This window comes from Streptosporangium lutulentum (assembly GCF_030811455.1).
Taxonomy (GTDB): domain Bacteria; phylum Actinomycetota; class Actinomycetes; order Streptosporangiales; family Streptosporangiaceae; genus Streptosporangium; species Streptosporangium lutulentum.
Window position 1 is genome coordinate 1,883,420 of sequence record NZ_JAUSQU010000001.1, and the last position, 22,190, is coordinate 1,905,609.

Consider the following 22,190-nt stretch of genomic DNA (forward strand, 5'->3'; position numbering starts at 1 on the left):
CGGACCGCGCGTTCTCCAGGAGATGCGCACGGATCCCTCGGAACGGCACGTTCTCCGTGAGAGGCGCGCGGATCCTCTGGAGCGCGCGGTCCGACCGGCGAGCCTGACTAGAGAATCTCCGTGCACACACTCACGTGCGCCGTGTCGTCCCCGGCGAACTGGAACTCCTCGACCAGGTTCAACCGGCCGTCGGGAAGGGTCTCGATCCGGCTGCTGCTCTGCCCGCCGACGCGGTCCCCCTTCTTGGTCAGATGGACGTAGGTCAGCTCGATCCGGTCGCCGTCCCTGGTGCCGACGAAGCGTCCATGGACCACCGTGTCACCGGTGTAGTCGCCCCAGATGATCCCGCCGGACTCCCGGTAGGCGAACTCGGTGGGCCCGTCCGGGTCCACCGAGCTCGCCGTCGAGCTGACCATGACAAACCTGCGGTCGTTGAGAAGGTCGTTGTCGTTCACGCCTCCGCATCGTGCCGCTCCACCGGGCATCCGCAACCCAGGTTGGACGTTCTGCTCACCACGGCATTCCGGGACGGTGATCCGTCCAGCCGGGCGCCGATCCGGTGGGGACGGACGAGATCCGCGCTCCCGCCCCCGGATCGGTCTTTCCTCGCGAAGCCGTCCCCGGGCGGGTGAGCGTCCCTCCACCGGCTGCGAACGATGACGTCAATGGCGGCGGGGGCGTCGCCGAGCCGGCCGGGATTCACACCGGCGACGTGGTGTCCTCGGGCAGTCCGAGTCGCGCCGCGAGTTCGGCCGCGGGCACTCCCAGCTCCTGGTAGAGCCGGTAGGCCCTCAGCAGCAACTGCCGCGCCCCGGGGTCGTCCGCCTGCTCGGCCACGGAGGCCAGGGCGACGAGCGTCCGCGCCTGCAGGGCCGGCACCTGCTGGTCGGTCCAGTACCGCAGGGCGCGGTGGAGGCGGCCGGCGGCGTCGGCGGAACCACGTCTCACCTCAAGCTCGCCAAGGCTCAGCTCGGTGAGGGCGAAACCCCAGTCGTGCCCCCGATCACGGAACAGGGACGCCGCGGCGGCCAGGGCCTGCTCGGCCTCGGCCAGCCGGTGGGGTTCGTACGCGAGTGCCTCTCCCAGCGTCCGCAGGCTCTGGGCGGCGCCGATCGGGTCACCGATCAGCTCGAAGAGCTCGGCGGCCCGCCGGGCCTCCGATACGGCCTCCCGAGCCTGGCCGCAGGCCACAAGCGCACCGGCGAGACCTCGCGAGGCGTACGCCTGGGCGAACCGATCATGACACGAACGGGCGATGGCCAACGCGGAGCGGATGATGTCGACGGCCTCGGTGCCGTCGCCCCGCTGCCGCAACACGAATCCGAGGCTGGTGAGCGTCGTGACCTCGGTGAGGCGCATGCCGACGCTCCTCAGCTCCTCGGCGGCGGCACGCAGCTCGACCTCGGCCGCGTCGAGCCGGCCGGTCAGGGACAGCACGAACCCGATGTGTTTACGGGCCATCGCGGCTCCGGCCCGGTCGCCGACCTCCTGGGCCAGCGCCCGCGCGGAGCGCAGCGTCGACACCGCCTCGTCCGGGTCGTCGAGCTCGACCAGGCAGCCACCGAGGCCGCGCAGCATCGCCGCCTCGCCGGGACGATCACCGGCCTGCCTGCACGCCTCCAGCGCCACCCGCATGGACCGAAGCCAGTCGGCGTAGTAACCCCGCAGATCGTAGAAGTCGGCGCTACAGCCGGCCAGGCCGCGCGCGGTCACCGCCAGGCCCTCCCCGGCGCACGCCTGCACCAGCACCGCCAGCGTCTCCCGTTCCGCCTCGAACCATTCGACGGGCCGGTCGGCGGCGACGGCGGCCGCCCGCGGGTCGGCGACGGACGCCGCCCCACTCCTGTCGTCGAGGTACAGCCGATCGCAGTGCAGGCGGTCCTGGGCCTGCCGGGCGAGGGCCAGCCAGCCGCCGGCGGCCCGCGCCAGCGCGGCGGCCCATTCGGCCCGGCCGATCTCGGCCTCCCGGCACTCGCGCGCGTACAGTTTGGTCACTTCGTGAAACCGGTAGCGCGGCTGGCCGGCCCGGTCGGGGCCGAGATCGTCCAGCAGTCGCGCGTCGAGCAGCTCCTCAAGCGCGGCGGCGCCCGCGACCGGCTCGACGTTCAGCAGCGCGGCCACCGGCCACTCCGGAAACGACGGGACGTCCAGCTCCCCGAGCAGCGCGAACGCGCGGGCTGCGGCCGGGGTGAGCCCCTGGTAGGTGAGTTGGAGTCCTGGACGCACGGCCAGGTCTCCGTGGCGCAGCTCGTCGAGCCGGCGGCGTTCGTCGGCCAGCCGTTCGGTGAGCGTTCCCACCGTCCAGTGCGGCCGCGCGGCCAGCCGTGCGGCGACGATCCGGACCGCCAGCGGCAACCCGCCACACGCGGTGACCAGCTCCGCCGCGGCCGCGGACTCGGCCCGCACGCGCTCCGCGCCGGCCACCCGGCAGAGCAGTTCGACGGCCGTCGGGCCGGACAGCGGACGCAGGTCGATGGCGGTCACGCCGGGAAGCCCGGTCAGCGGCAGCCGGCTCGTCACCATCACCGCGATGCCCTCGGCGGGCAGCAGCGGCTCCACGTGGCGATACCCGCCGGCGTCGTCGAGGACGAGCAGCATCCGCCGTCCCGCCAACCGGGCCCGGAACAGTCCCGCGCGCGCGTCCACTCCGGCGGGCAGGGCCGGCCCGTCCACGCCGAGCACCCGCAGCAACTGGGCCAGCACCTCGGCCGGAGCGGCCGGGTCGCCGGTGGCGCCACGCAGCGCCGCGTACAGCTGCCCGTCGGGGAACCACGACGCGAGCCGGTGGCCGACGTGCACCGCCAGCGCCGTCTTGCCCACCCCCGGAGGTCCAGAGATCATCGCCCGTCTCACCCCGCCGGCGGCCGGATCGAGCGCCTCGCACACCAGGGTCAGCTCGTCGTCACGGCCGACGAAGTCGGGGAGATCCGCGGGCAACTGCCACAGCGGCGAGCCGGCGGCGCTCGTGTCCTCGTCCGGCGGGGCGTTTCGGCCGGACCGGCCGGCGCGGCTGGCCCAGAAGAGCGTGTGCCCGGCGCCGACGAACTCCGCCCGCTCGTCGCCGGTCAGCTCCAGCGCCACCGCGAGTCGTTCGACCGTTCCCGGACGGGGACCCCGGCCGGGAACCCGCTCCATCTCACGGATCGAGCGGGAGCTGACCCCGGCCCGCTCGGCGAGTGCCTCCTGCGTGAGCCGGCGGTGCAGCCGATGGCGCCGGAGCAGTGTTCCGAACGCGTCCATCGAGACCGGCACCCCCTTGGTCGGTTCAGCAGCGTACCGGACGTCCGGTTCAACGTCCGGTACAAGATCCTGGTTGGTCGGTGAAGTTTAGGTTTCGATGGGTTTGTCGCCCCACATTCGGCGGTCGGTGCATTCGTCGAGCGCGCCGCGTCCGGGTCAGGGGGCCGGGACGCGGTCGCGGCGGTAGCCGCCGGCACGGTGGAGGAGGCCGCGGGCCGGTGGGGGCGTTCCGGCCGGTGGGGGCCGTCATGGTGGAGCTCGACAGGGGCACGCTCCAGCAGACGTCCGGTGTGAACGGCTTTCCCGCGTTCGTGCCCGCAGAACGCGACACTCATGACGAGCCGGTGACGCGCGGCGGCGCGTCTCCGGCCGTCACGGCGACGGGCGTCTCCTGCTTTCCCACTCGCCCGGCTTCCGCTCGTCCGGACCCGCGTGGCGCGGCGGCGCCGTTGCCGGTGGGAGCGCTGCCACCTGCGGGTGATGGTTGAGCAGCCCGAGGCGGGTGGTTATCATCGCGTAGTTCGTCAGTAACCATCCTGATTCTGGTAGGCGCGTCGGTGGCCCCCGGTGAGATCCAGAAACGGCATCCCCATGAGAGGGCGCGCGTGAATCCCGACCAGGGAATGCACTGGCCGATCAGCACCGACCTCACCGCGTTGCGACACCGGATCACCCAGGCCGCGACCCTGGCGGGATTGACCGGGACGCGGCGCGACGATCTGCTGCTGGCCGCCAACGAGGCCGTCATCAACGTGCTGGAACACGGTGGCGGAGTCGGCACCGTGACGTTCTGGCACGACGAGGAAGGGGTGAGCGTCGAGATCTCCGACACCGTCGGCCTGCTCACTCCGCGCGACGTCGACCGCCGGCGCCCCTCCGCGCACGCGGACGGGGGCTTCGGGCTGTGGCTGATGGGCCAGTTGTGCGACGAATTCACCATCCACCAGCAGGAGGGGCGATCCATCGTCCGGCTCCGGATGCGCCTGCACCCCGCCTTCGTGCCCCAGCCGGGTGCCGCCGTGCCCCAGCCGGGCGCCGCCATGCCCGAGTGATCGCGGGCCGATCGGCTGCGCGATCGCTCTTTTCGGGCATGAGGGCGCCGCTGCCTTCGCCGCCTACGGCGGAACGCGGCATCACGCCGGTGTCAGATCGGATGAAATGATGTGCAACATGGACGTACGTGGCAGAAACAATGTGACACAGATCGGCAAGGACAACGGGCCGGTGGTGATGCTGGCGCACGGGTTCGGCTGCGACCAGAACATGTGGCGCCTGGTGGCGCCGACGCTGGCAGGGGAGTTCCGCGTGGTGCTGTTCGACCATGTGGGGGCGGGCCGGTCGGATCTGTCGGCCTGGCGGGCCGAGCGCTATGCGGCGCTGGACGGCTACGCCGATGACGTGCTGCAGATCTGCCGGGAGCTGGACCTGGATCAGGTGATCTTCGTGGGGCATTCGGTCAGCGCGATGATCGGGGTGCTGGCGGCGATCCGGGAGCCGGAGCGGTTCGCCAAGCTGGTCCTGCTCACTCCCTCACCGCGCTATGTCGACGACGGCGACTACCGGGGCGGCTTCAGCCAGGCCGACATCGAAGAACTGCTGGAGTCGCTGGACAGCAACTACCTGGGCTGGTCGGCGGCGATGGCACCGGTGATCATGGGGAACCCGGACCGTCCCGAACTGGGCGAGGAGCTGACCAACAGCTTCTGCCGCACCGACCCGAAGATCGCGCGTGCCTTCGCGCACACCACCTTCCTGTCGGACAACCGGGCCGACCTGGCCAAGGTGACCGTGCCGACGCTGGTCATCGAGTGCGCCAGCGACGCCATCGCGCCGCCGCAGGTGGGCGCGTTCGTGCACGCCCAGATCCCCGGCAGCCGCCTGGTCACCCTGGACGCCACCGGGCACTGCCCGCAGCTGAGCGCCCCGGAGGCCACCACTCAGGCGATCGCCGCCTTCGCCGCCGACTCCTCCGCGGCCGACTCACGATGATGTGCGACACCGGGTGCGCCTCCGGTCCCGGCGGGGACGGCCCCGGTAGCGCCGGCCTCAGCCCGGAGGCCCTTTTCAGCGCGTTATTGGAGGACAGCACGGAGGACCTGTACGAGAACGCGCCCTGCGGCTACCTGTCCACGCTCCTGGACGGTCAGATCGCCAAAATCAACACCACGCTGCTGACCTGGCTCGGCCACACCCGCGAGGAGCTCGTGGGCCGGCGCCGCTTCGCCGACCTGCTCACCGTCGGCGGCAGGCTCTACCACGAGACGCACTTCGCCCCCCTGCTCCGCATGCAGGGCAAGCTCGGCGGGGTGGCCCTGGAGATGCGGGCCGCCGACGGCACCCGGCTGCCGGTCCTGGTCACCTCCACGCTCAAAACCGGCCCCGACGGTGAACCGCTGCTGATCCGCACCACCGTCTTCGACGCCCGTGACCGCCGCGCCTACGAACGCGAGCTGTTGCGCGCCCGCCAGGAGGCCGACCGCGACCGCGAACGCCTGCAGCGCCTGGTGTCCACCTTGCAGCGCAGCCTGCTGCCCCCCGCCCTGCCCGCGGTGCCGGGGATGGAGGTCGCCGCGCACTACCACACCGCCTCCGCCGACCAGCTCGGCGGCGACTTCTACGACCTGTTCCGCCTGGCCGACGACCGGTGGGCGTTCTTCCTGGGCGACGTGTGCGGCAAGGGCGCCGAGGCGGCGACCATGACGTCGCTGGTGCGCTACACCCTGCGCGCCGCGGCGCACGGCGACCCCGACCCGGTCAGCGTGCTGGAAAGCCTGAACAGCGCTCTGCTGGCCGAGTACAGCTCCGAGTATCCGTTCTACTGCACCGTGCTGTTCGGCCTGCTGACCGTCGTCGCCCCCGGGACGGCGGAGATCACGCTGACCGGGGGCGGGCACCCGCCCGCCCTGGCCATCCGCGGCTCGGGCGCGGTCGAGCCGGTCCATCCGGACGGCGGGCTGCTGGTCGGGCTGATGAGCGACCCGTACTTCGCCACCTCCACCGTCCGCCTGGACCCCGGTGACGGCCTGCTGCTGTACACCGACGGGCTGACCGAGGCGCGGATGCCCGACGGTGATCTGTTCGGTGACGACCGTCTGGAGGAGCTGGCCGCGACGTTGTCCGGCGCCTCCGCCCCGGAGATGACCGAGGCCGTCGCCCGGGTGCTGACCGGCTTCGGGTCCGGTCTGACCGACGACACCGCCGTCCTGGCCCTGACCGTTCCGGCCCCGTCCTCGTCTCCGCCGCCGAAGGTATCGTCATGACCGCTGCCGTCCAGCTCACCCCGCACCCCGACGGCACGCTGCCGGACACCCTCATCGTGGCGTTGAGCGGTGAGCTGGACTACGACAACGCCGAGGTTCTGCGCGCGCAGATCCTGGTCCTGCTGACCGGTGAACACCGCTGCCTGGTCCTGGACCTGGCGGAGCTGGCGTTCTGCGACTCCACCGGGATCAGGATCTTCCTGGCCCTGCGTGCCCTGATCGACGAACGCGGCGGGGTGATCGCGCTGACCGACCTGCATCCCCGTCTGGTCAGGGCCTTTCAGATGACCGGGCTGGTGCGGTTCTTCGCCGTGCATCCCACCCGCGCCGACGCCCTGGCCGTCCTCCGTGGCCGGCCGGGCGTCGTGTAGGGCCCGGGGCGCCGGGGGCGCATCCCCGCCCGGCGGCCGTCAGGCGAGGAGGCGGGCCGCGATGGCGGGCCAGTCCTCGTCGAGGCCGGGTTCGCGGTCCTCGACGATGCGGTCGGCGGCCGCCGCGAACTCTCGCAGTCCGTACAGCAGGGCGTCCCGGGCAGCCTGGGACATCTCCCGCAGCACGCGGGCCAGGTCGTCACGCCGTCGCTCGCGCAGCGCGGTCAGCAGGGTGTGCCCTGAGGGGGTCAGGGCCAGCGTGAGCTCGCGGGCGTCCGTCGGCCGGGTCGACCGGCGGATCCACCCGGTGGCCTCCAGGCGGTCGCACAGGCGGCTGGTGGAGGAGGGCAGGGCGTTGAGCGCCGTGGCGAGGCGGCCCAGATTGGTCGTCTCCTGGTGTTCGATGATCAGCAAGGCCTGCAGTTGCATGGCCGACACCTTGGCGGGCACGGCGCGCCTGGACAGGCCCCAGATCGCGACGAGCGCGGCGGCCTCGTGCTCGACGGCCTCCTCGTCCGTCGGCCAGGGTCGCGAGGGCGGGGGGACGGGCGCGTCCACAGAGGACGGCTGGTCGTTCATGTGGTCGTCCATTCGGGCGGCAAGATCGCGGGTTTCATGGCGTCTTCCTGCGAGCGGAGTTCGAAGTGCGGTCGGCGGTCTCCTCCCGCACGCGTCACGAGCCCCTTCCGCACTCGCGCTACCGGCCTGATCACGGCCGGATTGTCGGCATGCGATCACGTGGGATAACCTCACGAACCGACACCATATTTGCCATAGGTCAAATAAGGTGCGCGAACGGCCGGTGGCGAACGCTTGTGCGTGAGGGTAGCGGAGCGGAGCGAGGGTGGACATGAGTGACACGGCGGTCAGCGGTGCATCCTCGGTGGGGCGCGGCAGGGCCGTACGCGGCGCCGGTGAGGGCGGGGAGCTGGAGCTGCGCCAGTTGCTGGCCGGGCTGACGGCGGTCAGGGACGGCGATTTCGGCACCCGGCTGCCCGGTGACACCGACGGCCTGCTCGGGGAGATCGCCTCGGTCTTCAACGGCATGGTGGACCAGTTGTCGCTGTTCACCTCCGAGGTGACGCGAGTGGCCCGCGAGGTCGGCACCGAGGGCCGCCTGGGCGGGCAGGCCGAGGTGCCCGGCGTGTCGGGCACCTGGAAGGACCTCACCGAGTCCGTCAACGCCATGGCCGGCAACCTGACCGACCAGGTGCGCTCCATCGCCGAGGTCACCACCGCGGTGGCCAAGGGCGACCTGTCGCAGAAGATCACCGTGGACGCCCGGGGCGAGATCCTGGAGCTGAAGAACACCGTCAACACGATGGTCGACCAGCTGTCCAGCTTCGCCGACGAGGTGACCCGCGTGGCCCGCGAGGTCGGCACCGAGGGCCAGCTCGGCGGGCAGGCCGACGTCAAGGGCGTGGCGGGCACCTGGCGCGACCTCACCGACTCGGTGAACTACATGGCCGGCAACCTGACCGACCAGGTGCGCAACATCTCGCAGGTGGCCACCGCGGTGGCACGGGGCGACCTGTCGCAGAAGATCACGGTCTCGGCGCGGGGCGAGATCCTGGAGCTGAAGAACACCCTCAACACGATGGTGGAGCAGTTGTCCGGCTTCGCCGACGAGGTGACCCGGGTGGCCCGCGAGGTCGGCACCGAGGGCCGCCTGGGCGGGCAGGCCGACGTGAAGGGCGTCTCGGGCACCTGGAAGGCGCTGACGGAGTCGGTGAACGTCATGGCCGACAACCTCACCGCCCAGGTGCGCTCCATCGCCGAGGTCACCACCGCGGTGGCCAAGGGCGACCTGTCGCAGAAGATCCGCGTCGACGCCCGGGGCGAGATCCTGGAGCTGAAGGAGACCATCAACACGATGGTCGACCAGCTGTCGGCCTTCGCCGACGAGGTGACCCGGGTGGCCCGCGAGGTCGGCACCGAGGGCCAGCTCGGCGGGCAGGCGACGGTGCGGGGCGTCTCCGGCACGTGGAAGGACCTGACCGACAACGTCAACGTCATGGCCTCCAACCTGACCGGGCAGGTGCGCTCCATCGCCCAGGTGGCCACCGCGGTGGCCAAGGGCGACCTGTCCCAGAAGATCAACGTGGAGGCGAAGGGCGAGGTCGCGGCGCTCGCGCAGACCATCAACACGATGGTCGACACGTTGAGCGCCTTCGCCGACGAGGTGACCCGCGTGGCCCGCGAGGTCGGCACCGAGGGCGAGCTGGGCGGCCAGGCCCGCGTGCCGAACGTGGCCGGCACCTGGAAGGACCTCACCGACAACGTCAACTCGATGGCGAACAACCTGACCAACCAGGTGCGCAGCATCGCTCAGGTCACGACGGCCGTGGCGAGGGGCGATCTGACCAGGAAGATCGACGTGGACGCGCGAGGGGAGATCCTGGAGCTGAAGACGACCATCAACACGATGGTCGACCAGCTGTCCAGCTTCGCCGCCGAGGTCACCCGCGTGGCCAGGGAGGTGGGTTCGGAGGGCCGCCTGGGCGGTCAGGCCGAGGTGGAGGGCGTCTCGGGCACCTGGAAGCGCCTGACGGAGAACGTCAACGAACTGGCCGGGAACCTGACCCGGCAGGTGCGTGCCATCGCGGAGGTGACCAGCGCGGTCACCTCCGGTGACCTGACCCGGTCCATCACCGTGGACGCCTCCGGCGAGGTGGCCGAGCTGAAGGACAACATCAACTCGATGGTGAAGTCGCTGCGCGAGACCACCAGCGCCAACCAGGAGCAAGACTGGCTCAAGACCAACCTGGCGCGCATCTCCGGTCTCATGCAGGGCCACCGCGACCTCGACGTGGTCGCCGAGCTGGTCATGAACGAGCTCGCCCCGCTGGTGTCGGCCCAGTTCGGCGCGTTCTTCCTCGCGGAGGAGTCTCCGGGGGGCGCCGAGCTGAAGCTCATCAGCGCCTACGGCTATCCCGCCGGAGACGCCTCCACCCGGTTCCGGATGGGTGAGTCCCTGGTCGGGCAGGCCGCCCGGACCCGCCGGACGATCGCCATGGACGAGGTGCCCCCGGGCTACGTCACGATCTCCTCCGGGCTCGGCCACACCGCGCCCTCGTCGCTGATCGTGCTGCCCATCCTCGTTGAGGACCAGGTGCTGGGCGTGATCGAGCTGGCCTCCCTGTACGCCTTCACCCCGGTTCATCGCGCTTTCCTCAACCAGCTGATGGAGACCATCGGCGTCAACGTCAACACCATCGTCGCCAACGCCCGCACCGACGAGTTGCTGGTGGAGTCGCAGCGGCTGACCGCCGAGCTGCAGGCGCGCTCGGAGGAACTGCAGAACCAGCAGGAGGAGCTCCAGCGCTCCAACGCCGAGCTGGAGGAGAAGGCGGCCCTGCTCGCCTCGCAGAACCGCGACATCGAGACGAAGAACCTGGAGATCGAGCAGGCGCGCCAGGAGCTGGAGGACCGCGCCCAGCAGCTCTCGCTGGCCTCCAAGTACAAGAGCGAGTTCCTGGCCAACATGAGTCACGAGCTGCGCACCCCGCTCAACTCGCTGCTCATCCTCGCCCAGCTGCTGGCCCAGAACCACACCCGGAACCTGACCGCCAAGCAGGTCGAGTACGCCAGCATCATCCACTCGGCCGGATCCGACCTGCTTCAGCTCATCAACGACATCCTCGACCTGTCCAAGGTGGAGGCCGGCAAGATGGACCTCAACCCCGAGCTGGTCTCGCTGCGCCAGCTCCTGGACTACGTCGAGGCCACCTTCCAGCCGATGACCACGCAGAAAAGCCTGGAGTTCCGCATCACGAGCGCGCCGGGCGTGCCGGCCGACCTGCTCACCGACGACTCCCGGCTGCGCCAGGTGCTGCGCAACCTGCTGTCCAACGCCGTCAAGTTCACCGAGACCGGCAGCGTCGAGCTGCGGATCGAGCCGGCCACGCCGACGGAGCTGCCCTCGTCGGTGCGCCCGTACGGCGCGGCCATCGCCCTGCGGGTCGTCGACACCGGCATCGGCATCGCCGAGCAGCACCTGGAGGCGATCTTCGGTGCCTTCCAGCAGGCCGACGGCACCACCAGCCGCAAATACGGCGGCACCGGCCTGGGACTGTCCATCAGCCGTGAGATCGCCTACCTGCTCGGCGGCGCCATCACCGCGGAGAGCGCGCTGGGTCAGGGCAGCACGTTCACGTTGTACCTGCCCGTCGCCCGGCCCGACTTCGCCGAGCAGCCGGATGACGCCGTGCCCTCCGAGGCGCTGCAGGAGGACCCCGTCGGCCGGCCGGTCGTCGCCGCGGTGCCGGCGCCCCCGCAGCGGCGGCGGCTGCTGGTGATAGAGGAACGCGCCCACGGGCTGCTGTCGCTGGTCGCCGAGAGCGTCGTGACCGATCTGGCCAACCGCGACGTGGGCGGGATCGGAAGATCCGTGGAGATCGTCACCGCGGCCGGCGCGCAGGAGGCGGCCACCTCGCTGGCCGCGCAGCCCTGCCACTGCATCGTGCTGGACCTCGACATGGCCGACCGGGCGTCCTTCGGCCTGCTGGAGGCCATGAACGGCGACGCCGCCCTGAACGGCGTGCCGGTCCTGGCCTACAACAACTGGCGCATGGGCTCGCAGGAGGAGAACATCCTGCAGTCGCGCGCCGGCTCCCAGCCGCTGGAGCTGCTGTCCAGCCTGGACGAGCTGCGCGAGCGCATCGCGCTTCACCTGACCGCCGACCAGCCGGGCGACGTCCTGCCGCTGGTGCGGCCGCAGAAGGCGGGCGAGCCGATGGCCCGGCAGATCGACGTCACGCTGGCCGGCCGTACCGTGCTGGTCGTCGACGACGACACGCGCAACCTGTTCGCGCTGACCAGCATCCTGGAGATCTACGGCATGCACGTGCTGCACGCCGAGAACGGGCGCAAGGGCATCGACACCCTGGTCGTGCACCCGGAGATCGACCTCGTCCTGATGGACGTGATGATGCCGGAGATGGACGGCTACGCGGCCACCTCGGCGATCCGCGCGATGCCGGCCTACGCCGACCTGCCCATCATCACCGTCACGGCCAAGGCGATGCCCGGCGACCAGGAGAAGAGCCTGGCCTCGGGCGCGAGCGACTACGTGACCAAACCGGTCGACGCCAACCACCTGATCGGGCTCATCCAGCACTGGATGGCCCCGTAGCCCGGCGGTTCCCACCGCAGCCCGGCGGTGCCCACCGCATCCCCTTCCGCATCGCGAGGAGCAGCAGCGTGCAGATCCCCCAGCCCGCCGAGGACACCGCCGGAGAGGTCACGGTGTCCGGCAACGTGGGCAGGCTGGCCGCCACGATCGACCGGCTGCGCAGGGAGATCCACGACGCCCAGCTCGCGGCCGAGGGCCGGGCGTTGATCGCGCTGGCGAGGGGAGTCCTGGTCGAACGGCTGCGCTGCGGTCCGACCCAGGCCGCCCAGCAGCTGGCGGCGCTCGCCGAGCAGGCGGGGCTCTCACAGCTGGAGCTGGCCACCGACATCATCAATCAGACGGCCCAGGACCGTCTCAGCGACGCCGCCCGCGACTTCCTGACCCGGACCGGCGCGGAGGCCCGCGACGCCGGCGCGTCGTCGGTGGCGGTACGGCTGCGCACCGCGGAGAGCGGCGTGCTGTACGCGACCGACAGCCAGATGGTCGCCGAGTCGCTGCTGGAGCACGCGCTGGCGCCTCTCGGAGCGACGGCCGTCGCGATGTGGGCGGCCGGCCCCGACGCCTCCCTGACACTGGCCGGGTACGCGGGGTTCAGCGCGGAGGAGGCCAGGCGGTGGCGCTACGTGCCGCCGGGCGTGGCCACCCCGGCCCGCCGTGCCCTGGTCGAGCGGCAGACCGTATGGTTCTCCTCCCTGTCCGAGCCGGGCCTGCCCTCCATCGGGCAGCGGCAGCTGTCCGGCGGAGGCCGGGTGACGATCCCGGCGGGCACGGGGGGCCGCATCCTGGGGGTGCTGGAGATCTGCTGGCCGCAGCCGCTGCAGCCGCAGCCGCCCCAGATCCACAAGCAGATGGAGGCACTGGCCGAGCTGTGCGCGCACACGCTGGAGGCACCGGCCGACCAGCGTGCCGCGGCGCCGCACATGGCCGAGCTCATCGACCTGGTCGACGCGCTGCCCGACCCGGCGCTGGTGCTGACACCCCAGCTCGACGACGGGGGCCGGCTCACCGACTTCCGCATCCACCACTCCAACAGCCGCTTCGCCGATCCCGCCGGACGCCCGCGCGGCGTCGTCACCGGCGCGCTGCTGCTGGAGGCCTACCCCCTGGCCGCCGGCGACAGCGGCCTGCTGGAGAAGATCGAGCACGTCCACGCGACCGGCGAGCCCTTCCGCGCCGAAGGCATGACGCTGACAGCCCTGGCCGACCAGGTGCCGCTGACCACTCTCGCCGACATCAGCCTGACCCGGCACGGCGACTGCATCCTGCTGATCTGGCGGGTGCAGGACGAGGTGGTCCGCCTGGCGAGCCTGCTGCAGCACGCCCAGCGGCTGGGCCGTATCGGCGGGTTCGAGGAGAACGCCCAGACCGGTGAGATCACCTGGAACAGCCAGCTCTACGAGCTGTACGGCCTGACCTCCGCCGACCGGCCGATCCCGCTGGAGCGTCTGCGTGAGCGAGCTCATCCCGACGACGCCACCGCCATCGGCCGCTTCCTGCGCACGGTGCTGCACCACAGGCACCCGAGCGCCACGGCTTTCCGCCTGCAGCGCGACGACGGCATCATCCGGCACATCCGCGTGGTGGCCGAGCCCGTCTTCGACGCCGACGGGCGCATGGCGGCCATCCGCGGCGCCTACCAGGACATCTCCGCCCAGCACTGGACGGAGGTCGCCCTGGCCGCCACCCGTGACCGGCTGGCCCTGTCCGAGCAGCAGGTCGACGAGCGCAACCGCCTGACCCTGCAGCTCCAGCACGCCATCATGCCGCCGGCCCGAGGCCCCGTCGAGGCGTTCGGCCTGCACATCGCCGTACGCTACCGGCCGGCCGAGAAGGAACACCTGATAGGGGGCGACTGGTACGACACGTTCATCCTGCCCTCCAAGCAGATCCTGCTGTCGGTCGGCGACATCGCCGGGCACGGCATCGAGGCCGCGACCGGCATGGTCATCCTGCGCAACGCCCTGCGAGGCCTGGCGGCCACCGGCGCCGGACCGGCCCAGTTGCTGACCTGGCTCAACCTGGTCGCCCACCACCTGACCGAAAGCGTCACCGCCACCGCGGTCTGCGGCCTGTACGACCCCACGACCCGAGTCCTGCGCTGGGCACGGGCCGGTCACCTGCCGCCCGTCCTGATCCGGCGGAACCGGGCGACCGAACTCTCCATGATCGGCGGCATCCTGCTCGGCGCGGTCTCCGACGCCGACTACGCCGAAGAACGGATCCAGCTTGAGCGAGACGACACGCTCCTCATGTACACCGACGGCCTGATCGAGCGCAGGGACCGTTCGCTGCAGCATTCGCAGGCGCAGCTCCTGATCACCGCCGAGCACCCCACCGCCAGTCTCGACCACCGGCTCGACCATCTGCTGACCCACTGCAACTCCGACACCGACGACGACACCTGTCTCATCGGCGTGCAGCTCCACTGACCGATCACGGCCCCGGCCCGGCGGGTCACGTGGCGGTCCGGGATCGTTCACGGAGATCGCCGGGTCGCCACGGGGCCGGAGGGCCTGACGCTCCCGTCGAGCGGGGACGGCGGCGGCGCGTGGCGCGGGGTCAGGGTTTCGTCAGCACGACGAGCAGGCCGGGGTGATCGGTGTATCTCATGGAGACGACCTCGGTGCGCGTGTAACCCATGCCGGCCGCGAAGACGTGCTGCACGTCGCCGTCGCCCTTCCGGAAGAAGGGGGCGGAGTTGCAGTTCTGGACGTTCTGCCCGAACAGGGGGGCGTACCTGAGGTTGAAGTCGCCCGCCAGGAAGGTCGGTTTCGTGGCCGCGCCCCGGCCGAGCAGCATGGAGACGGCGGCCTTGCACTGGGCCATGGCGACGGTTCCGGTGGTCGACAGGTGGGTGGCGCAGGCGGTCAGGTCGGGGAATTCGGCGCACACGTAGACGCGCTTCTCGCTCCCGCTGTCCTGGGCGCCGTACACGCCCGAGAAACCGGTCGCCCCCGTGGCGCGGAAGATCATCCCGTTGCCGTACTCGTCCCCGTCGGTGCAGCGCACCGGTGTGCCGTCGGCCCGGACCGCCGGGGCGAACATGCTGTAACCGTTGCCCATCGAGGGAGCCAGCTGTGCCACGTCGGCGCGGCAGATCTCGTTGAGCGTGACGGCCTGGGGCTGCTTCGCGGTGATGACGTCGCGGGCCTCCTGGATGACGGCGGCCCCGTTGTAGCAGGAGGTGTTGACGCCGCTGTGGCAGAGGTTGAGCTGGAGAACGCGATACTCCTGCGCGGCGGCGGCCGCCGCGGGTATGGCGGGCGCGGTGACGACCGAACCGACCGCGGCAAGCAGGATGACGAGACAGAGGCGGGCGAGAGCGCGAGGGGCAGGGCGTGAGCGGCGCATTGTTCCCCTTATGTCTGACATATCGGTTAACCGTGCGCGAGCAGCTTGGCAGCAGGCGCCTGTCAGGCACAAGATCTCAAAAATGAATGGAAACGGTGCGGTATAAGTCCATCGCGCTCGGCCCGTTCATCCGTTCGCCGGGATGAGATGAACCGTCGGCCGTTCGGAGAGGGACGGCCCCGCGATCGTCTTTACGTCTTCTTGCGCGAGGAATTGATTTACCGGCAGGTGAGCGTGGGGATGGATCGCGCGAAGTGGACCGGCCGCCGACCCGTCCGGCCCGCCGTCGGGGCAGTCGTGTCCGAATGTGATCACGCCTGCGAATTTCTCTCCAACGACGCGGAGGAGCGACGCCCATGGTCGCCGTCACCCAAGAGATCGATCGTCGTCGGAGGCGGGCGGCCGGGTTCGCGGACCTGGTGACCGGGAGGAGTTCGTGAGCCCGATCGTGGTGGTCGGAGCCGGGCTCGGCGGCCTCGCCGCGGCGATCCGGCTGGCCGCGGCCGGGCGCGACGTCACCGTCGTGGAGGCGGAACAGGTTCCGGGCGGCTGCTGCGGGACCGCGAACCTGGGCGAGTACCGTTTCGACACCGGGCCGTCGGTGCTGACCATGCCGGACGTCCTGGCCGACGTCTTCGCCGCCGCCGGTGAGGACATGGAGAGCCTGCTCCCGCTGCGGCGGCTGGACCCGTACTACCGGCTGCGCTACCACGACGGCTCCCACCTGGACGTGGTGCCCGGCGAGGACGCGATGATCGAGCAGGTGCGCGGGCTGTGCGGCGCCGCGGAGGCCGACAGGTACCGGCGGTTCCGGAAGCGGCTCGGCGAGCTGTTCGCCGCCGAATGGCCCTGCTTCATCGACCGTGACATGACGCGGCTGCGCGGCCTGGCCCAGCCGCGTGCCCTGGCGCGGGTGACCGCCATGGGCGGGTTCCGGCGCCTGGAGTCTTTCGTGGAGAGCCACCTCACCGACGCCCGGCTGGTCAAGGCGCACACCTTCCAGGCCCTGTACGTGGGCCTGGCACCCCGGCAGGCACTCGGGATCTACGCCGTGATCGCCCACATGGACACGGTCGGCGGCGTCTTCTTCCCGAGGCACGGCGGCATGCACGCCATCCCGCAGGCCATGGCCGCCGTGGCCGAGAAGGCGGGAGCGCAGATCAGGTACGGCGTGCGAGCCGTCAAGGTCGAGACCGGACCCGGCGGGGTCTGCGCGGTCCGGCTCGACACCGGGGAACATCTGGCCGCCGGGCACGTCGTCGTCGCCTGCGACCTGCCCCGCGCCCACGCCGGGCTGCTCCCCGAGGCGGCGGGCGACTGGCGGCTCCGCCGTCCCCGCTACTCGCCCTCCTGCCTGGTCCTCCACCTCGGCCTCGACCGGCGGATCCCCGGCCAGGCCCACCACACCCTGCACTTCGGCCGCCAGTGGGACGCCACCTTCTCCGCGCTCAGGGAGGGCCGGCCGCAGCCGGACCCGAACCTGCTGATCACCTACCCGGAGTCGGACGCCGGCGCCGCCCCCGCCGGGCACGCCACCCTCACGGTGCTGGAGCCGACGACCAACCTGCACGGCGCGAACGACTGGGACCGGTTGACCCCGCAACTGGAGAACCGCCTGTTCCGCAGGCTCGCCGACCTCGGCTACGGCGACCTGGCGACGGCCCCGAGGCTCACCTTCGACCCACCCGCCTGGGCGCGGCGCGGCCACTCGGCGGGCACGCCGTTCGCCATGGACCACCGGTTCACCCAGACGGCCTGGTTCAGACCGGCGGGCGCGGCCCGGCGCGTCCCCGGGCTGCACTTCGCCGGCATGTACACCGCGCCGGGGGTGGGAGTGCCACCGGTGCTGATCTCCGGAAAACTGGCCGCGGAACGCGTCCTGGGAACGTCCCGATGACCCTGACCGGCAGCTACGAGCTCTGCCGCAGGCTCAACGCCCGCCACGGCCGCTCCTACTACCTGTCCACCCTGCTGCTGCCCGCCTGGAAGCGGCCGCACGTGCACGCCCTGTACGGCTTCGCCCGCCACGCCGACGAGATCGTGGACTCCTTCACGATGACGGGCGACCGCGCCGCGGCACTCGACACCCTGGACATCCGGCTGACCCGCATGCTGGCAGGCGGCCACGGCGGTCATGCCGGCCTCGACGACCACGGCGCGGACCCGGTGCTTCCGGCCTTCGTGCAGACCGTGCGCTCGTTCGGCATCGACCACGACGACATCAGGGCCTTCCTGCGGTCGATGCGGGCCGACCTGACCGTCAGCCGCTACGCCACCTACGACGACCTGCTCGGCTACATGGAGGGTTCGGCGGCGGCCATCGGCACGATGATGCTGCCCGTGCTCGAACCGCTGCCGGGCACGGAGGAGCGGGCCAGGGAGGCCGCCCGCCAGCTCGGGCTGGCGTTCCAGCTGACCAACTTCCTGCGTGACGTGGCCGAGGACCTGCAGCGCGGCCGGGTCTACCTGCCGCTGGAGGACCTGGACGCGTTCGGGGTGCGCGAGGCCGACCTGGGGCGCCGCGGCCTCACCCCGGCCCTGCGCGAGCTGCTGGCCTTCGAGGTCGGGCGGGCACGCGGCCACTACCGGCTGGCCGCCAAGGGCGTCGACCTGCTGGCCCCCTCCTCGCGGCCGTGCATCCGGGCGGCCTGCGAGCTGTACGGCGGGATCCTCCAGCGGATCGAGGCCGCCGGTCACGACGTCCTCGGGACCAGGGTCGCCGTGCCGGGACACCGCAAGCTGGCGATCTTCGCGCGGCACCTGCTCGCGGCGTCCGCGGCGGACCGGGCCGAGCGCCGGATGACGGTCCACGTGCTGTGAGACGAGCGGGCGAGGCGAACCGGTCAGGCCAGGGGATCGGCCCCGTCCCACGTTCCCTCGCTGCGGTAGGGGACGAACCGGGCGAACAACTCCTCGGAGTACCAGTCCTCCGCCCGCGTCCGGCCGATCACCTCCCGGTGCGCGTGCCCCCGATGGGCGAAGTCGCGCACAGCCCCGGCGTCGCGCCACAGCGAGAACGTGGCCTGCCGGGCCAGCGGCCACTCGCCGACGCCGACCGAGGCCAGGCAGCCGCCCTGTTCCCTCAGGAGCCGATCCACCTCCGGGACCGAACGGTAGAACGGCACCAGGCGGGAGGGCCGGATCGAGGCCCGGGTCAGCACGGCGATCGGCCCGCCGGGGTCCGGCCCGGACGGTTCCCCGAGGCCGGGGCCGAACGGCTCCACCCCGCCCCACCGGCCGCGCGAGGCCAGGGGAGCGAGCCGTACCTGCCAGGACTCCCGTGCCTCGCGCCGGCGCGCCGCCACGGGGGAGTTCCTCAGGAACTCCTCCAGGTCCCGCTCCTCGCGCCACACCGCGAACAGCGCCCAGCGGCGCAGGTCCGCGCCCAGGCTCATCGACGTCCCGCGGCCCGAGCCGAGCAGCCGCCAGAACGACAGCCCCGGGGTGCTCCTCAGCACGGGCCGGTCGAACGCCATGTAGCGCATGGCTCCCCTGTCCGCATACCTGGTGAGGTGGAAAGAAGCGATGGTTCCTCTGCTCGTCGCGGTCATCGGCGGCTATCTTCTCGGATCCGTGCCGGTCGCCGTGCCGGTCGCCGTCGTGCACGGCTTCGACCCCCGTGAGGTGGGGGACCGCAACCCCGGATTCTGGAACGTCCGGCAGCGGATCGGCTGGCAGGCCGCCGTGCCCGTCTTCGTGGGCGACACGCTCAAGGGCACGCTCGCCGGGTTGCTCGCCCTGGTGGTCAGCGGCCTGCACACCACCGGGTCCGGTGAGGTGAGCGGCGACAGCGTGGTGCCGGTGTACCTGGCGGTGGCCGCGGCGATGGCCGGGCACGCCTGGCCGGTGTTCGCCGGGTTCAGGGGCGGACGGTCGATCCTCACCTTCGTGGGCGGCTTCGCCGTCATCTGCCCGCCGGGCTTCCTGCTCGGGGTCGCCGCGGTGGTCGCGATCAGCCTGGCGGCGCGGTCCTTCACGATCGGGGCGCGGTGCGGGGTGTTCGGCGTCCCGCTGTTCCAGTCGTTCTTCGCGCCGGTCGAACACGTGGCGGGGACCTGCCTGCTGATGGGGCTCATCGGGCTGCGCTTCGGGCAGGCCGCCTGGGCCGGCCGCCCGGGCCGGGCGGGGCGCCGGCCGTGACCACGGGATAGGTGCGGCCCCGCCAGGTGCGCACCGGACGGAGCGTGGCCTGCGTCAGCCGTACGGCCGTCAGCGGGTCCAGCAGGGGGGAGAGCAGCACGCCCGGCCCCGGCCGGGTGTAGCCGCCGCGCAGCGCGCCGGTCACCAGGAACCGCACGGCCAGCAGAGCCAGATCGAGCCGGGTGGGCCGCCCGGCCGCCAGCCGCAGGACGGGCAGCGCGGTGGTGAGCCAGATGACGGTCAGGTCCGCGACCTGCCATCCGGCCCCCGTGACGTCGCGCAGCGGCAGCGACCGCCCCCACTCCCGCCACACCTCGGCCGCCGACTCGTGCATGTCGACCTCCAGCAGGCCGCTCGCGTCCAGGAACCCGACGGCCCACCCGCCGGCGGCCAGGTTCCTGGCCAGCGCCACGTCGTCGGTCAGGTGGCCGCGGATCCGCGCGAACCCGTCGGCGGCCAGCATCGCCGTACGGCGGAACGCCATGCACTGTCCGTTGGCCACGACGCGGTGCGGCGCCGGGGGAACGGCCGGCCCGATCGGGCCGAACCGGTAGACCAGCGTCGCGAGGAACGAGGCGTGCAGCGCCTGCTCCACGACTCCGTCGCACACGAACCTGGGGCCCACGGTGACCAGGTCGTAGCCGTCCAGGGCCGCGGCGACGGCGCCGAACAGGCCCGGCGCCGGCCGGGTGTCCGCGTCCAGGGTCACCACGACGTCGCCGCCCGCCGCCATGACCCCCTGCCGCAGCGCCCACTGCTTGCCCACCCACCCCGCGGGGAGCGGCGCGCCCGAGACGACCTTCGCCCCCAGCTCCGCGGCCAGCCGTGCCGTGCCGTCGACCGACTCGTCGTCGACGACGACGACCTCGACGACGGCGGGGTCGGCGAGCACGGCCGACAGGCAGGGGCCGAGGCGGTGCTCCTCGTCGCGGGCGGGGATCACCACCGAGATCCGCGCGGTCGTCGTCTCGACGGGGGTCAGCGCGGGCAGGCGGTCGCGCCCGCGGGCCAGCCGTACCCCCGCGACGAGGGCCGCGGCGGCCTGGAGCGCGGACAGGGGTCTCATCGGGGGAAGTCCTCCTCCACGAGCGAGGCGACGATGCGGCCGCCCATCGCCACCAGCGGCAGCCCGCCGCCGGGATGCGCCGAACCGCCCACCAGGTACAGGCCCCGCCGGGGGCCCCGGTTGCCCGGACGGCGGAAGGGGGCCAGCCGCCCGGAGTAGGCGCCGCCGTAGATGGAACCACCCCACGCGCCGTACCGGTCGCGCAGGTCGGCGGGGGTGAACAGGTCGACGAAGCGCAGGCGTCCCGACAGGTCGTGGCCCCGGACGGCCAGGCGGTCGAGCACCAGGTCGCGGTACGCCTCCGGGGACATCGGCCACCTGGCCGGGTCGCGGGACGGAACGTTGACCAGCATGACCCAGTTCTCGGCGTCCGGCGGCGCCTGGGAGGGGTCGTCCACGGCCGAGCAGCCGATGTAGACGGTCGGGTCCTCCGGGGGCCTGCGCCGGTCGAAGATGTCGGCGAACTCCCGCTCGTAGTCGGCGGAGAAGACGACGGAGTGGTGCGGCAACCCCTCGGTCCTGCCGTTCACCCCGGCCAGCAGCAGGAACGCGGAGGAGGAGGTGCCGAGCGCGGCGATGCGCCGCAGGCGACGGCGGTCGGGCAGCAGCCTCCCGTAGAGCGCCGCCGCGTCGGTGTTGGCGATCACGACGTCGGAGCGCTCACGCTCCCCGGAGGCCAGCCGTACCCCCAGGACGCGGCGGCCGTCGGCGAGCACGCCCGCCACCTCGGCGCCGAGCGCGACCTCCACACCCGCCTTGTCCAGCAGCGCGGCCAGGGCGTCGGCGATGCGGGGCAGCCCTCCCGGCACGTACCAGCCGCCCTCGCCGTGCTCGATCGCCGGGATGCAGCCCAGCGCCGCCGGCGCCCGGTACGGGCTGGAGCCGGCGTAGGTCGCGTAACGGCCGACGTACTGCCGCAGGCGCGGGTCGCCGAAGAAACGGCGGGCCAGGCCGTCGAGGGTGCGGCCGGGCGCGACCGCCATCAGGTCCGGCAGGCGGGCCTCGGCGGACGGCCGGGTGAGCGGTCCGGAGAAGAAGGTACGGCGCGCCGCGTCGAAGCACCCTCGCGCCCAGTCGTGGAAGGCCAGCCAGTTGTGCCCCTCGCCGGGGGCGAGCCGTTCCACCTCGGCGGCCATCCTGGCGGGGTCGCGATACGCGGCCAGCGTCGAGCCGTCGGCGAAGCGGTACCGGCACAGCTCGGGGAGCTCGACGAGGTCGAGCGTCAGCCCCAGCTCGCCGAAGACCCCGGGCAGGGTCAGCAGGGAAGGGCCGACGGAGAAGGTGAACCCGTCGCGATTGTGCTCGGCGAGCTTGCCGCCCAGCCGTGACCGCTGCTCGTACAGGCGCACCCGATGCCCCCGCCGGGCCAGCAACAGGGCGGAGACCATGCCCCCGACCCCGCCCCCGACCACGATCACTTCCGCCATCCGCGCCTCCGTACGAGCGGGACGGGAAGGAGCGTCACGTCCGCCGTCCGCATTTCCGCCTCCACGCGCGCCCGGCGCTCTCACACCCCGGGCCGTGGCGTCCCCCGCCTCGGCGGGACCGGGCCGGCCGCCGTTCGCGTCACTCCTGTGCCCGGTGACGGGTCATCGGATCGGCCGGTCCCGGTCAGATTCACTTGACGT

The 22,190-nt window shown here is 72.1% G+C and carries 16 protein-coding genes; 9 read left to right on the forward strand and 7 right to left on the reverse strand.

Annotated elements, in window-relative coordinates; translation table 11 throughout:
* Window positions 1–107 precede the first annotated feature (107 nt).
* Entirely contained in the window at window positions 108–455 is a 348-nt protein-coding gene (locus tag J2853_RS07890; protein WP_307556307.1) for an avidin-fold protein, read from the reverse strand.
* 244 nt (window positions 456–699) lie between these two features.
* Window positions 700–3,240 carry an ATP-binding protein gene (locus J2853_RS07895; RefSeq protein WP_307556308.1) on the reverse strand — a complete coding sequence of 847 codons (2,541 nt, stop codon included), beginning with the start codon at window positions 3,238–3,240 and terminating at the stop codon, window positions 700–702.
* 605 nt (window positions 3,241–3,845) lie between these two features.
* Between J2853_RS07895 and J2853_RS07900 the strand changes: the two genes are divergently transcribed.
* The 4 genes from J2853_RS07900 (at window position 3,846) to J2853_RS07915 (ending at window position 6,871) form a co-directional block, all read left to right on the forward strand.
* Window positions 3,846–4,292 (forward strand): ATP-binding protein, encoded by a 447-nt coding sequence (locus J2853_RS07900; RefSeq protein ID WP_307556309.1) that lies wholly within the window; start codon window positions 3,846–3,848, stop codon window positions 4,290–4,292.
* 118 nt (window positions 4,293–4,410) lie between these two features.
* A complete protein-coding gene (locus tag J2853_RS07905) occupies window positions 4,411–5,229 on the forward strand; it encodes an alpha/beta fold hydrolase (protein WP_307556310.1) in 819 nt (272 codons plus the stop codon).
* 86 nt (window positions 5,230–5,315) lie between these two features.
* The gene (locus J2853_RS07910; protein WP_307556311.1) at window positions 5,316–6,500 is read left to right on the forward strand and encodes a PP2C family protein-serine/threonine phosphatase; all 1,185 of its coding nucleotides are present in this window, start codon (window positions 5,316–5,318) and stop codon (window positions 6,498–6,500) included.
* Complete coding sequence (locus J2853_RS07915; RefSeq protein WP_307556312.1) at window positions 6,497–6,871, forward strand: STAS domain-containing protein; 375 nt, start codon at window positions 6,497–6,499, stop codon at window positions 6,869–6,871. The genes J2853_RS07910 and J2853_RS07915 overlap by 4 nt, the downstream gene beginning before the upstream one ends.
* 39 nt (window positions 6,872–6,910) lie before the next feature.
* Here J2853_RS07915 and J2853_RS07920 read toward each other — a convergent pair whose 3' ends face one another.
* Window positions 6,911–7,450, reverse strand: a complete 540-nt coding sequence (locus J2853_RS07920) for a MarR family winged helix-turn-helix transcriptional regulator (RefSeq protein ID WP_307556313.1) — start codon at window positions 7,448–7,450, stop codon at window positions 6,911–6,913.
* A 271-nt stretch (window positions 7,451–7,721) separates the two neighbouring features.
* On the opposite strand from J2853_RS07920, the gene J2853_RS07925 reads away from it, so the two are divergent.
* Both J2853_RS07925 and J2853_RS07930 read left to right on the forward strand, forming a co-directional pair.
* Complete coding sequence (locus J2853_RS07925; RefSeq protein WP_307556314.1) at window positions 7,722–12,005, forward strand: HAMP domain-containing protein; 4,284 nt, start codon at window positions 7,722–7,724, stop codon at window positions 12,003–12,005.
* A gap of 68 nt (window positions 12,006–12,073) precedes the next feature.
* Window positions 12,074–14,434, forward strand: coding sequence for a PP2C family protein-serine/threonine phosphatase (locus J2853_RS07930; protein WP_307556315.1), 2,361 nt, complete (start codon window positions 12,074–12,076; stop codon window positions 14,432–14,434).
* A gap of 130 nt (window positions 14,435–14,564) precedes the next feature.
* On the opposite strand, the gene J2853_RS07935 is transcribed toward J2853_RS07930, so the two are convergent.
* Window positions 14,565–15,356, reverse strand: a complete 792-nt coding sequence (locus J2853_RS07935; protein ID WP_307556316.1) for an endonuclease/exonuclease/phosphatase family protein — start codon at window positions 15,354–15,356, stop codon at window positions 14,565–14,567.
* 436 nt (window positions 15,357–15,792) lie between these two features.
* Between J2853_RS07935 and J2853_RS07940 the strand changes: the two genes are divergently transcribed.
* Together J2853_RS07940 and J2853_RS07945 are read left to right on the forward strand one after the other, a co-directional pair.
* Entirely contained in the window at window positions 15,793–17,253 is a 1,461-nt protein-coding gene (locus tag J2853_RS07940) for a phytoene desaturase family protein (protein WP_307556317.1), read from the forward strand.
* Window positions 17,250–18,176, forward strand: a complete 927-nt coding sequence (locus tag J2853_RS07945; protein WP_307556318.1) for a phytoene/squalene synthase family protein — start codon at window positions 17,250–17,252, stop codon at window positions 18,174–18,176. Before J2853_RS07940 ends, J2853_RS07945 begins: the two co-directional genes overlap by 4 nt.
* Window positions 18,177–18,199: 23 nt before the next feature.
* On the opposite strand, the gene J2853_RS07950 is transcribed toward J2853_RS07945, so the two are convergent.
* Window positions 18,200–18,841 (reverse strand): spheroidene monooxygenase, encoded by a 642-nt coding sequence (locus J2853_RS07950; RefSeq protein ID WP_307556319.1) that lies wholly within the window; start codon window positions 18,839–18,841, stop codon window positions 18,200–18,202.
* Window positions 18,842–18,881: 40 nt separating this feature from the next.
* On the opposite strand from J2853_RS07950, the gene J2853_RS07955 reads away from it, so the two are divergent.
* A complete protein-coding gene (locus J2853_RS07955; protein ID WP_307556320.1) occupies window positions 18,882–19,496 on the forward strand; it encodes a glycerol-3-phosphate acyltransferase in 615 nt (204 codons plus the stop codon).
* Here the strand turns inward: J2853_RS07955 and J2853_RS07960 are convergent.
* Window positions 19,429–20,562 (reverse strand): glycosyltransferase family 2 protein, encoded by a 1,134-nt coding sequence (locus J2853_RS07960; RefSeq protein WP_307556321.1) that lies wholly within the window; start codon window positions 20,560–20,562, stop codon window positions 19,429–19,431. The genes J2853_RS07955 and J2853_RS07960 overlap by 68 nt on opposite strands.
* A complete protein-coding gene (locus J2853_RS07965) occupies window positions 20,559–21,989 on the reverse strand; it encodes a phytoene desaturase family protein (RefSeq protein WP_307556322.1) in 1,431 nt (476 codons plus the stop codon). The genes J2853_RS07960 and J2853_RS07965 overlap by 4 nt, the downstream gene beginning before the upstream one ends.
* Window positions 21,990–22,190 lie beyond the last annotated feature (201 nt).